This window comes from Binatus sp. (SeqCode), from assembly GCF_050013435.1.
Lineage (GTDB): Bacteria > Desulfobacterota > Binatia > Binatales > Binataceae > Binatus.
Genome location: NZ_JBEKFG010000007.1, coordinates 66099 through 78786 on the forward strand (window position 1 = coordinate 66099; position 12688 = coordinate 78786).

Here is a 12688-nt window from a genome sequence, read left to right on the forward strand (position 1 = left end):
TGCCGCACGAATGCAGGCCATCAAACAATCGCAACCGTCGGGCCAACTTTCGTTTGCGCGTTCCGATAACTCTACGCTGGTCGTCCGGCTCTCCGGCGATTGGCATCTTCGTCACGGCCTGCCCGGGCCGGACCTTGTACTGAAACAACTCGACACCGCGCCAAAGCCCGCCCGGCTGACCTTCGACGCTGCCGGGCTTGGCGACTGGGACAGCGGCCTGCTCACGTTCCTGTTGGGCGTCAGCGAGATCTGCCATACGCGCAAGTTGCCCGCGGATTGGAGCCCGCTTCCCGAGGGCGTGCGGGGCTTGATGCAACTGGCCGAAGCGGTGCCGGAAAAAGCCGGCGCTCGCCACGAGGCCGCGCACAGCTCGTTCATCGAGCAGGTTGGCCGGGAAGCGATTTCGTTTGCGCGGTCGCTGGATGAATTTCTGGCCTTCTTTGGCGAAGTAACCATCGCGTTCGCCCGGCTGGCCGTCGGCAAGGCGCGTTTTCGAAGAGTTGACCTGATGATCGTGATCCAGGATTGCGGCGCCAACGCGTTCGGGATCGTCACGCTGGTCACATTCCTGGTCGGGGTGATTCTCGCGTTCGAGGGCGCGGTACAGTTGCAACAGTTCGGCGCGACAATCTTCGTCGCCGACCTGGTTGGAATTGCGATGAGCCGCGACATGGGCGCGATGATGGCGGCGATCATCATGGCGGGCCGCACCGGAGCCGCGTTTGCCGCGCAGCTTGGCTCGATGAAAGTGACCCAGGAAATCGACGCGCTGACCACGATGGGAATCTCGCCGCTCGAATTCCTGGTGTTGCCGCGCGTGACGGCCTTGTTCCTGATGATTCCGCTGCTGTGCGTGTTCGCCGATTGCATGGGAGTGGCGGGCGGAGCGTTCGTCAGCGTGACGATGCTCCATACCTCCCTGCGCAGCTACCTCATCGAGACCAAGCATGCGATTACCCTCACCATGTTCTTCGGTGGCCTGTTCAAGGCCGCCGTTTACGGCATAATCATCGCGGTCGCCGGATGCCTGCGCGGGTTCCAGTGCGGCAACAGCTCGTCGGCGGTCGGTGACGCGGCGACCCAGGCGGTGGTTACGGGAATCGTCTATGTAATCGTCGCGTGCGGAATATTCGCGTTCGTCTTCAACGTGCTGGGGATTTAGGCGTCAGACTCAAATGAGAATCAAGCTGGACAGCCCGGCGCACTGAAATGGCCACCACGCACTCAACAATCAGGTCCTCGGACGGCAAACGCGTCTCGGTGCCGAAGTTTCCCAAGGATGGTCCCCCGCCAATCACGGTCAATAATCTCACGATGGCGTACGGAACCTTCGTGTTGATGAAAGATGTGAACTTCACCGTGAATCACGGCGACATCTTCATAATAATGGGCGGCAGCGGCAGCGGGAAAAGCACCCTGCTTCGCCACATGCTCGGGCTGATCGAGCCGGCCAAGGGCGAGGTTTGGTACGGCGATTTCAATTTCACCAAGGGCGAGCCGCTTGAGCGCGAGGAGATGCTGCGGCATTTCGGCGTTCTGTACCAGGGCGGCGCGCTATGGAGCTCGATGACGCTGGCGGAGAACGTGGGATTGCCGCTGGGCGAATTTACCGATCTGTCGGACGCGGAAATTCTGGAAGTTGCTTCGCTGAAGCTGGCGCTGGTCGGGCTCAAGGGCTTCGAGGGCTACTATCCGAGCCAGATCAGCGGTGGGATGCAAAAGCGGGCGGGACTTGCCCGCGCGATCGCGCTGGACCCGGAAATACTTTTCTTTGACGAGCCATCGGCCGGCCTCGATCCGATAAGCTCGCGCCTGCTCGACGACTTGATACTGGAACTGCGCGACAACCTCGGCGCGACGATCGTCGTCGTGACTCACGAGCTGGCCAGCATCTTTGCAATCGGCAATAACAGCGTCTTTCTCGACGCGGAGAGCAGGACCATGATCGCTCACGGCGACCCCAAGGACCTGCTGGCGCATAGCACCGATCACCGCGTGCGGACTTTCCTCACTCGCGGAGGAGAAGACGCGGAAAAATCAGCGAGGAATCATGGGTAAGCGAATCAATCCAGCGATGGTGGGTATGTTCGTTTTGAGCGCGGTGGGGCTGATCCTGGCGGCAATTGTGGTCTTCGGATCAGGTAACCTGTTCCGCAATACCCACGATTTTGTCATCTACTTCTCCGGCGGCGGCATCAACGGCCTCAGGGTCGGCGCGCCGGTCAGGTTCAAGGGCGTCGATGTAGGTGAGGTCAAGGAAATTCAATTGAGCCTCGGCCAGGAGATGAACCAGCAGACCCGCGAGCTGAACGCAAAGGTCCACATCCCGGTGACCATCGAGCTCGATCAAAAAAAGATTCTTTCCCACGGCGCCACCTCCATCGACTTGAGCGACCCGCATACAATTCCCAACCTGATCCGGGAAGGGATGCGTGCGCAACTGGGCATGGATAGCATCGTGACCGGAATGATGTACGTGGCGTTGGACATCGAACCGAATACGAAGATTGAAATGATCGCGCCGCAAGGCTCTCCGCTCCAGGAAATCCCCTCAATTCCAACCACCCTCGAACAAGCCCAGGAGGTGGCACTCCGAATTTTCAACAAGCTCAGCAAGGTGGACTTCGACGCCATGTTCACCCAGATGACCGGGATGCTGGAATCGATCAGGCAAATCACCAACTCGCCTGGGCTCAAGGAAGCGATCGCCAATTCCGAAAAAACGCGCGAGCAACTCGACCACACCCTGGCCGGCGCGCAGCAGACTCTCAACACGATGAACAGCCAAGTGCCGCCCCTGTCCAACTCTTTGCAGAAGACTTCGCTTTCCGCCGACGCCGCGGCGAAGCAGGCCCGGCTGACGCTCGGCACCGTGCAAATGGCGATCGAGCCGAACTCTCCGATAAACTACCAGGTGCTGCAGACCCTGCAGGACGTCTCCGCCGCCGCGCACTCGATCAAGGAGCTGACGGACTACCTGCAACGTAACCCCAGCGCGATTATTCGCGGGCGCGACCTCAGCCAGGATCAACCATGACCTCGACCAGACAGCTTCTGAAAACTTGTGCGGTAGGCGCGATCGCGATGGCGCTGGCAGGGTGCTCCTCCGTCGCCAAAACAATTCTCGCCCCGCAGCCGGACATCACGAAGTTTTATCTCCTCACACCCGCCGCGGGCGGTGCGACAGCGGCGCCGGCAGCCGCGACGAGTGCGGGCGGCGAGTTCGCGATCGGACTTGGGCCGATCAAACTCCCTCCGTACCTCGATCGCCAGGAAGTAGTGACCCGCGCCGCGCCCAATCGCCTCGAGCTCTCAAAGGACGCGCGATGGGGCGAGTCGCTGCAAAACGGCTTCACCAGCGTGATGGCGCGCGACCTCGCGGCACAAGCCGGGACCGGACAGGTGATTATCTTCCCGTGGTACAACACGGTGCATGTCGATGTGCAGGTCCAGATTGACGTCTATCGCTTCGAGACCGATGGCAATGGCAACGCGCAACTGTCGGCGAAATGGACCATTCTCGACTCCACCGGCAAGAACATCCTCTACACGGTAGAGTCCGATCTGACGCAGCCCTCCAAGCCCGGCGATACCACCGATGCGGCGGCGGCGCTCAGCCGCACGATCGGCGATCTGAGCGGCCAGATCGCGAACATGATTCACCAGCTGCGCTCGCAACCGGCGCCGCATCCGGCCTGATCTCCGTGTCATTCTAGAGCGAAGCAAAGAATCCCGATCTTTTTTGGTGACTCAGCACTCAAGTCGCGCCAAGTTGGGTGGGGCAAAACGCTCTTGTCTCCGGCGCGACACTCATTCCGGGGAATTCGCGCGCGAAAACCGTATGAATCGAAACCCTTGCGCTCAGGGCTTGCCAGGCGGAAAGAAAATACATGAAGCCCCGCCATGCCGCCGCGCTCGCCCTCATAGCCTGGTATCTGATGGTGCCGCCGCTGGCAGCGCCGGACGGGCTATCGATCGATACGACTGCGCCGCTCACTGCATGGGTCAATATGAAGCCGTCATTCGCATCAAAGCCGGACTGTGAGACCACCAAAGCCAAAATGATCGCGCTTCACCCGCATCCATCAGATCCGTCTGAGCAACTGAGGCATGACGGCGCGAAAGCCGCGCTTTGCGTTCCATCTGACGATCCTCGGCTCAAATCCAATTAGGACACTCGCAGTCAGCACTTAGGATATTAGTTGCGATTTATGACAGCGCCCCCGCCCGCACTCAGTCTTGTTTTGCAACTAGGTTGCCTCACCGTATCTGATCGCTTATAAACGCGATTGATGCCGTCGATGCATTCATCGCTCGCTTCCGCGCCGCCCCGGCGCGCGCCGATCCGCGATATCCTCGATCGAGCGCTGGCGGGCGCGCGCCTGAGCGACGCCGACGCAGTCGCGCTGATCGAATGCCCCGACAGCGCCCTCGACGCCATGCTCTGCGCTGCGGCTGAACTCCGCGATCGTGGCAAGGGCCGCGACGTAACCTACTCGCGTAAAGTTTTTTTGCCCATCACCAATCTCTGCCGCGATCGATGCACCTATTGTACGTTCCGCAAAGACCCCGGCGACCCGGGCGCGTGGACGATGATGCCCGACGAGATCGCCGCGTGGTCGCGCCGTGGCGCCGAGCTCGGATGCAAAGAGGCGCTGATGTGCCTGGGCGACAAGCCCGAGGTCGCATTTAAGGAATATCGCGAGACGCTGGCGCGCCTCGGCGTCCGCACCACGATCGAATACGTCGGCCGCGCCTGCGAAATCGCGCTGGCCGCGGGACTGCTGCCGCATACCAACGCCGGCCTGATGACGTCCGATGAGATGCGCGCGCTGCGTCCGCTCAACGCGAGCATGGGTCTGATGCTCGAAAATATCTCGCCGCGACTGCGCGCGCGCGGCGCGGTGCATCAGGCCGCGCCCGACAAGGACCCCGCGCTGCGCATTAAGATGATCGACGACGCGGGCGCGATCCGAATTCCGTTCACCACCGGAATCCTGCTCGGTATCGGCGAGACTCCCGCCGAGCGCGCGCTCAGCCTGACCGCGATTCGCGACACCCATGAGCGTCACGGCCATATCCAGGAAGTGATCATCCAGAATTTTCGCGCCAAGCCTGAAATTGCGATGGCCGACGCGCCCGAGCCCGACGCCTACGACATGGCGCGCGCGATCGCGACGGCGCGCCTGGTGCTCGGGCCGGCGATGAACGTGCAGGCGCCGCCCAACCTGTCGCCGCGTCAGATCGAGTTGTTCCTGAGCGCCGGAATCAACGACTGGGGCGGCATTTCGCCGCTCAGCAAGGACTACGTGAACCCCGAGGCGCCGTGGCCGCACATCGACAGGCTCGGCGAGCGATGCGCGCGGGCTGGATTCATGCTCGCTGAAAGGCTCGCAATTTATCCCGAATATATTAATGATAAATGGCTCGACCCGGCGGTCGCGACTAAAGTGCGCGCGATATGGGATCGACCCGTCGGAGGCCAACAATGAACCTCGAGTACTGGCGAGATTACGTCGACGAAATCGAAGCGACTCCCGTTGACGCTTTGCTTGGCAAGGCCTCCGCGCCGGTTCGCTCCGCGCTTGAACACGCGCTCGCGAAAAAAGAACTGACGCCCGACGAAGGGCTGCTGCTGTACACCGCCGACGGCGACGACTTGCGCGCGACCGTCAGATGCGCCGACATCGCGCGCGCCGAGGACGTGGGCAACGAAGTCACCTACATCGTCAATCGCAATATCAACTTCACCAATATCTGTTTCGTGGGATGCCAGTTCTGCGGCTTCAAGCGTCAACGCTGGGAGGCCGACGCCTACGATCATTCCGACGATACGATCCTGGGCAAGGTGGCCGACGCGGTCGCGCGCGGAGCGACCGAGATCTGCATGCAGGGCGGCATCAACCCCGACATGCCGCCGTTCAAGTATCGCGACCTGCTCGACACGATGAAGGGCGCCTTTCCCGAGATACACATCCACGCGTTCTCGCCGATGGAGATAATGTACGGCGCCAAACGCGCGCGGATGGACTATCCGGAATACATCACGATGCTCAAGGATCACGGACTCGGCTCGATTCCGGGCACCGCCGCGGAAATCCTCGACGACGGCGTGCGCGAGATCCTCAGCCACAAGAAGGTCGACGTCTCCGCGTGGGTCGAGATAATCACCACCGCTCACGCGGTCGGCGTGCCAACCACTTCAACCGTGATGTACGGTCACGTCGAGACTCCCCGCCATGTGGTGAATCATCTCGACTTGATCCGCACGATCCAGAAGCAGACCCATGGCTTCACCGAGTTCGTGCCGCTCAGGTTCATCCATCAGAACACGATGCTTTACCGCAAGGGCCTGGTTTCGCCGGCCGATCGCGGTCAACTGGATTTCCAGATGTACGCGTTCTCGCGCCTGTTCATGCGCGGGCAAATCGACAATATCCAGACCTCGTGGGTCAAGTGCGGCGTCGATCTCGCGGCGCTCACGCTCAAGGCTGGATGCAATGATTTTTCGGGCACCCTGATGGAAGAAAGCATCACGGCGCTGGCCGGCGGCGACTCCGGTGAGTTCGTGCCGGTCGATTTGTTCGAGGAAAAAGCGCGCGAGATGGGCCGCGTCGCCGTCGAACGCACCACGCTCTACAAGAAGCTCTACGGAAGAAAGGCACCCAATGGAGCGCGGCCAATCGCATCCTCTCCCGTCCCGGCAGATCACCACGCTTGCGGGGGGAGTGGGTGCGGCTAAGTTCATCCGGGGACTGGTTCGGCGTATCGATCCCGAACGGCTGACCGTCGTCGTTAACACCGGCGACGACGACACCTTTTACGGACTTCACGTCTCGCCCGATATCGACACCGTTACCTACACGCTCGCCGGCGTGGTCAGCCGCGCGCAAGGCTGGGGACTCGACGCAGAATCGTTCAACGTGCTCGGCGCGCTCGCGCGTTTCTACGGCCAGCCGTGGTTCGGCCTGGGCGATCGCGACCTCGCCACGCATCTGTATCGCACCGAGCGGATGCGCCGCGGCATCTCGCTCAGCCGCATCACCGCGGAAATCGCCGGCGCATTCGCGGTCAAGTCGCGCATCATCCCCATGACCGACGACCGGGTGCGGACTTTCGTGAAATTGCGCGGACGCCGCGCTATCCCGTTCCAGGAATACTTCGTGCGCGGGCGCGCACGCGGCACCGTCGAAAAGATCGAGCTGCGAGGAATCGGCGCCGCGCGCCCCAATCCCGCGGTCCTGCGCGCGATTCGCAAATCCGCCGCGGTCATCCTGGCGCCATCCAATCCGTTCGTCTCGCTCGGCCCGATTCTGAAATTGACCGGCGTGCGCGCGGCGCTGCGCCGCGCCAAACCGCGCGTCGCGGCGATTAGCCCGATTGTCGGCGGCAAGACGATCAAAGGCCCCGCCGACAAAATGCTCCGCAGCCTCGGGATGGAAGTCTCGCCGCTTGGAGTTGCGCGCCTCTATCGCGATATCGTCGGACTGTTCGTGCTGGACAACGCCGACCGGCGCTACCTCGAATCGATCCAGCGGCTCGGGATGCGCGCGATGGCCACCGACACGATCATGTCCACTCCCGAGCGCGCCGCCGCCTTGGCCGAAGTGGTTCTGCAAGCGCTTGCGGTGTAGTAGGCTGGTCCCGCCGATGCGCACGATAAGTCTCACTGCAATCGAGGGCATCCCGATGCTGAAGGCGGGCGACGATCTCGCCGCGCTGATCGCGGGCCGGCTCGACGCCACTGGCTTCAGACTCGAACCCGGCGATATTCTCGTCGTATGCCAGAAGGTGGTTTCGAAGGCCGAGGGCCGCGTCGTGAATTTGAAGGATTTCGAGCCCTCCGAATTCGCCCGCAACTATGCCAGCCGATGGGAAAAAGATCCGCGCGCGATCGAAATCGTGCTGCGCCAAACCAACCGAATCGTCCGCAACGACCGCGGCGTCCTGATCGTCGAGACCGGACCCGGATGGGTCTGCGCCAATGCCGGTGTCGATGAATCCAACAGCCTTGAAGACGATCGCGCCATCCTGCTGCCCGAGGATCCCGACGCCTCGGCGCGCCGCCTTCGCGACCAGATTCGCCGGCGCCTGGACGTTACCGTCGCAGTGCTGATCACCGACACCTTCGGCCGCCCGTGGCGCGATGGCCTTACCGAAGTATGCCTCGGCATCGCCGGCATGAATCCGATGCTCGACTTGCGCGGCACCGCCGACTTGGGCGGCCGCGAATTGCATCACACTGTGGTCGCCATCGCCGACGAGATCGCATCCGCCGCCGGCCTCCTGATGGAAAAGGCGGGCGCCGTTCCGGCGGTCGTCGTGCGCGGCTACGAATACGAACCGTTCGAAGGCAGCGCCAAGGTGTTGATTCGTCCCGCCGAAGCCGATTTATTCCGCTGATTGCATAAAGTGATTAGTGATGCGTGAAAACTGAAAAAGTGAAAAAGTTGAAAAACGAAAAGTGAAAAGAGCCAAGGCAACTCAGCTCGCTGCCGCATCCACGCCTGAGGCTTTGAACCCCGCGCGCCTGGTCGAAGCCGACCTGGCCGTGGCCGAAGCGAAACTTTCCCGCCTGCTCGACTCCAACGAGCCGGCCATCGCGGAAATTTGCCACTACCTCGTCGACGCGGGCGGCAAGCGACTGCGCCCGACCTTCATCCTGCTGGTGTACCGCGCATGCGGCGGAACCGATGCGAAAGTGACCGACGCGATCGACGCCTCAATCGCGCTCGAACTGATCCATTCCGCGACCCTGCTCCACGACGACATCATCGATCGCGGCCTGCTGCGTCGCGGCAAGCCGTCCGCGTTCGCACGCTACGGCTTTGGCCCGTCGTTGATCGCCGGCGACTATCTGTTCTGCCGCGCCTTCGAGATATGCGGCCGCTTCGAAGAACGTCTCGTGCACACCGCGGCTCAGGCCTGCATCCAGCTCACCGAAGGCGAAGTGATGGAGGGCAGATTCCGTCACAATGCGGCCGCGACCCTGGCGGACTATCTCGGCGTGATAGATCGCAAGACCGCGTCGCTGTTCCACGCCGGCGGCAAGGTTGCCGCCGATCTCGCGGGCGTGTCGCCGCGGACCATCGATGCGATGGCGAAACTCGGAACCGCGATGGGCCTGGCATTCCAGATGGTCGATGATCTGCTCGACATCCTGGGGCCGGAAGAAAAAATCGGCAAACCGGTCGGCTCCGATTTGCGCGCCGGCATTCCGTCGCTGCCGGTCGTGCTCGGCGTCGAGCGCAACGCCGAGCTGCGCGCGCTGTTCCAGAACGGAACCAAGATGGAAGGCGCGGTGCTCGAGCGCGCGCTCGGCCTGCTGCGCGACCCGGAAATCATCGCCACCGCACGCCGTCTTGCCGCCGAGCAAGTCGCCATCGCCCGCTCGATCGTCGGCCAGCTCGAACCGTCCCCCTACCGCGACGGCCTGGCAACGTTGATCGACGACCAAATCTCCCGCGAAGTCTGAAATGCTCAATGCAATCGTCGTGGGTGCCGGACCGGCGGGCGCCCTGCTCGCATGCCTGCTCGCGCGCCGCGGTGTTCCGGTCACGTTGCTCGAACGACAGACTGATTTTTCGCGCGAGTTTCGCGGCGAAGTCCTGATGCCGTCGGGCATCGCGGCGCTCCACGAGGCCGGACTTCGTCAACCGCTCGACGCTTTGCCCAATCTCACGATTCGAACCGTCGAGATCTTTCGCGGCGAACAGCGAGTCGTTGCCATTCCAGTTGACGGCCTCGACCCGGCGCCGCGCGTCGTGCCGCAGCCCGCGATGCTCGAGATGATTGTTGCCGAGGCCGCCAAATCTCCCGGCTTCAAGCTCGAGCGCGGCGTAACCGTGCGCGATCTGATCTACGAAAAAGATCGCGTCGCGGGCGTTCATGCCGACACGCTCGACGGTCCGCGCGATTATCGCGGCGACTTCGTAATCGCATGCGACGGGCGCGCATCTGCGATTCGTAAACGCGCCGACCTCCCCCAGGACCGCATCATGCAGAGCTTCGATGTCGTATGGGGCCACGTCCCCGGCCATTTCCTCGACGGCCGCACCGCGCGCGCCTACATCGGAAACGGCCACCTGCTCATCATCTATCCTTCTCCCGAAGGGCACATGCAGATCGGATGGGTGATCGACAAGGGAACCTTCGGCGACCTCAAAAAGATTGGCGCCGACGGATGGATCCGCGCGCTCGCGCCGCATGTGTCATCCGATCTGAGAAATTTTCTCGCCGCCGATAAGACCGGCCCGGCGCATCCGTTCCTGCTCGACGTCGTCTGCGATCGGCTGCGCGAGTGGACGGTGCCGGGCTTGCTCCTGATCGGCGACGCTGCCCATCCGATGTCGCCGGTCGGAGCGCAGGGAATCAACCTCGCGCTGCGCGATGCGGTCGTGGCGGCCAACCGTCTGGGTCGCGCGCTCATATTGCATGCCGACGAGGCCATGCTCGATTTTGCGGCGCGCAATATTCAGGCCGAGCGATGGCCCGAGATCGTGACGATACAGGACATGCAGCAGACCGGACCGCGCTTCGTGCTGTCGAATTCGATCCTCAGCCGTATCGTGGTTAGCGCGCCGATGATCGCGTTAGCGAAACTTTTCCTCGGCGGCTTCCTCGCGCGCCGATTCGATCCGTTCCTCAACGGCGTCACCCGCGTCGTGATGGAGCAGTAAACGCGGTTCAGTCATTTCTGTCATCCTGACCGAAGCGAGCAACGCGAGCGCAGCCTCTGTCATCCTGACCGAAGCGAGCAACGCGAGCGCAGGGAAGGATCTCGGACAGCTTCGCGCCAGCGAAGCCGGTACCGGTTTCGAGTCGCTGAGTCCATTTTGTTCAGGCCAGCTTTGGGGATGACCTAATTTAGCCTGCCCCCGGCGGATTTGATGTGCTATGCGTGCAGTATGAAAAGCCATCCGCCAGCGGAACAATCGCGATGGCAAATGATAGCGAGCGAGGCATTCGCATTCACAGAGATCGCCTCGCTGCGGATTGATCCGATCTATCGCGGTGAGGGCGTGCCGCGCGGCGACGGACGCCTCGTCGTAATCATTCCCGGACTTTTCGGTAGCGACTTCTATCTCTGGCCCTTGCGGCGATGGATTTCTCGCATCGGCTTTCGGGCGTGCACCTCCGGACTGTGGGTCAACGCGGGATGTCCCGACCGGCTCACCTCAGACATCCAGAAATGGATCGAACGCCAGGAGCCGCGGCACGATCGACCTCTCGTGCTGATCGGTCATAGCCGCGGAGGCCTGCTTGCGCGAGCGCTGGCCGTACGGCTTGGGCGCCGGGTGTCGCATCTCGTCACGCTCGGATCGCCGGTGGGGCTCGTATCGGCGTTCGCGCAGCACGGAAACGTCCCGCCAATCGCGCATCCCACGATGAGCACGGTCTGGAATGCGAGCAACGCCGCGCGCCGGATTCTCGATCCTCAATGCCGCTTTCCGGATTGTGGATGCGAATTCGTCGATAACATGCGCGCTTCGCTCGCTCCGGAGACGACCGTGCTTTCGATCTACAGCCGCGAGGATCCGATCGTCCCGCCGCAAGCATCAATCGTGACCGGCGCGCGCAACGTCGAGGTGACGGGCACGCACTCGGGCCTGGTTTACAATCCGGCGGTCTACCGCGAACTCGCCCGCTCGCTCCCGTGAATTTCACCCGCGTCGTGATCGAGAATTAATCTCCCGCGAAGTCTGAAATCCCCGCGCGCGCGACGCCATTCCCCGTTGTGATGGTCATTATCCCAACCAGGAGAGGATGAAGGTCAGGGTGCTTGTCCAGCACACCATTCCCATTTTTATCTTAACATTGGGTGCAGGGATCACCCCTGGCCGCGCCGAAGGCAGCGCAGTATTAAGCCGTTGGCAGGGGCCGCGCCCGCCAACGGCGGGCGGCCTTAATACTGGGTGCAGGGCTCAGCCCTGCGGTGCAGGGGTCACCCCTGGCCGTGGCGACGGCAGCGCAGTATTGAGACCCGCTGGCCCGCGGCTCTGCCCATCGTGTAGTCGCGAATAGATGCGCTGCGCAGATTTTCGCGTCTTCTCACTGTGGGTGCAGGGGCCGCAGCCCCTGCCGCCCACCGCGCAGGTGATTCTCTCTTCATGCCGCGCGCGACAACGGAGGGCGGCCTTAACATTGGGTGCAGGAGTCACCCCTGCCGCGCTCGGGTGGTTTTGGCGTCGTCCTCCGGCATTTTTCCCTAACGCTCTGGTGAGTTTTTCCGCTCCCGGCCGGTCGGTCTCCCAATTACATAAGTCGCCGGGAAGACTTACTCTTAGTTCAGGACAACGAAGTGAGGTGACACGGCAATGTTGAAAAAATACCAGGGCGGAGAGAACGTGAAAGGTGGCTTTTACTGGAACACCGCAGAATTGGAGGTGGTGCCGGTTGACGGGAAGAACGGAACGCTGCCCGGTGGTCCGACCCAGAAGTACATCAAGGTGCCGGTGGTGGCGTTGATCCCGCTTGCGATCGGCTTCAGCGCTCTCTACGTGATGTTCCTGCCCTTCATCGGGTTTGCGATGGTGCTGAGCCTGGTCGTGCGCAAGGTCCGCAAAGGCGGCGCGCGGCACCAGGGCGGAGCGCAGGTAAAGGGCGGCTTCTATTGGCATACCGCGGGACATGAGTTTGTGACGGTCGACGGCAAGGAGGGAAAGCTCCCCGGCGATCCCACGCAGAA

Annotated in this window: 13 protein-coding genes; all 13 read left to right on the forward strand. The window is 62.3% G+C overall.

Annotated features, from left to right (window positions below; genetic code table 11):
• The first annotated feature begins 10 nt into the window (after positions 1-10).
• A complete protein-coding gene (locus ABSB13_RS02630) occupies positions 11-1162 on the forward strand; it encodes an ABC transporter permease (RefSeq protein WP_428105300.1) in 1152 nt (383 codons plus the stop codon).
• Positions 1163-1314: 152 nt separating this feature from the next.
• Positions 1315-2058: an ABC transporter ATP-binding protein gene (locus ABSB13_RS02635; RefSeq protein WP_428105319.1), complete on the forward strand. Its 744-nt coding sequence runs from the start codon at positions 1315-1317 to the stop codon at positions 2056-2058.
• Positions 2051-3037 carry an MlaD family protein gene (locus tag ABSB13_RS02640; RefSeq protein ID WP_428105302.1) on the forward strand — a complete coding sequence of 329 codons (987 nt, stop codon included), beginning with the start codon at positions 2051-2053 and terminating at the stop codon, positions 3035-3037. The genes ABSB13_RS02635 and ABSB13_RS02640 overlap by 8 nt, the downstream gene beginning before the upstream one ends.
• Positions 3034-3699 (forward strand): PqiC family protein, encoded by a 666-nt coding sequence (locus ABSB13_RS02645; protein WP_428105304.1) that lies wholly within the window; start codon positions 3034-3036, stop codon positions 3697-3699. The genes ABSB13_RS02640 and ABSB13_RS02645 overlap by 4 nt, the downstream gene beginning before the upstream one ends.
• A gap of 191 nt (positions 3700-3890) precedes the next feature.
• Positions 3891-4172 carry a hypothetical protein gene (locus tag ABSB13_RS02650; RefSeq protein ID WP_428105306.1) on the forward strand — a complete coding sequence of 94 codons (282 nt, stop codon included), beginning with the start codon at positions 3891-3893 and terminating at the stop codon, positions 4170-4172.
• 129 nt (positions 4173-4301) lie between these two features.
• A complete protein-coding gene (cofG, locus tag ABSB13_RS02655; RefSeq protein WP_428105308.1) occupies positions 4302-5492 on the forward strand; it encodes a 7,8-didemethyl-8-hydroxy-5-deazariboflavin synthase CofG in 1191 nt (396 codons plus the stop codon).
• Complete coding sequence (gene cofH / locus ABSB13_RS02660) at positions 5489-6742, forward strand: 5-amino-6-(D-ribitylamino)uracil--L-tyrosine 4-hydroxyphenyl transferase CofH (protein ID WP_428105310.1); 1254 nt, start codon at positions 5489-5491, stop codon at positions 6740-6742. The genes cofG and cofH overlap by 4 nt, the downstream gene beginning before the upstream one ends.
• Positions 6729-7634, forward strand: a complete 906-nt coding sequence (cofD, locus tag ABSB13_RS02665; protein WP_428105312.1) for a 2-phospho-L-lactate transferase — start codon at positions 6729-6731, stop codon at positions 7632-7634. The genes cofH and cofD overlap by 14 nt, the downstream gene beginning before the upstream one ends.
• Positions 7635-7650: 16 nt before the next feature.
• Positions 7651-8403, forward strand: coding sequence for a coenzyme F420-0:L-glutamate ligase (gene cofE, locus ABSB13_RS02670; RefSeq protein ID WP_428105314.1), 753 nt, complete (start codon positions 7651-7653; stop codon positions 8401-8403).
• A 61-nt stretch (positions 8404-8464) separates the two neighbouring features.
• Complete coding sequence (locus ABSB13_RS02675; RefSeq protein WP_428105315.1) at positions 8465-9475, forward strand: polyprenyl synthetase family protein; 1011 nt, start codon at positions 8465-8467, stop codon at positions 9473-9475.
• A 1-nt stretch (position 9476) separates the two neighbouring features.
• On the forward strand, positions 9477-10679 hold the full coding sequence (locus ABSB13_RS02680) for an FAD-dependent monooxygenase (RefSeq protein ID WP_428105316.1): 1203 nt from the start codon (positions 9477-9479) through the stop codon (positions 10677-10679).
• A 267-nt stretch (positions 10680-10946) separates the two neighbouring features.
• Positions 10947-11660: an alpha/beta fold hydrolase gene (locus tag ABSB13_RS02685; protein ID WP_428105317.1), complete on the forward strand. Its 714-nt coding sequence runs from the start codon at positions 10947-10949 to the stop codon at positions 11658-11660.
• Positions 11661-12317: 657 nt separating this feature from the next.
• Positions 12318-12688, forward strand: a 371-nt coding sequence (locus ABSB13_RS02690) for a hypothetical protein (RefSeq protein ID WP_428105318.1), incomplete at its 3' end; no start/stop codon positions are given.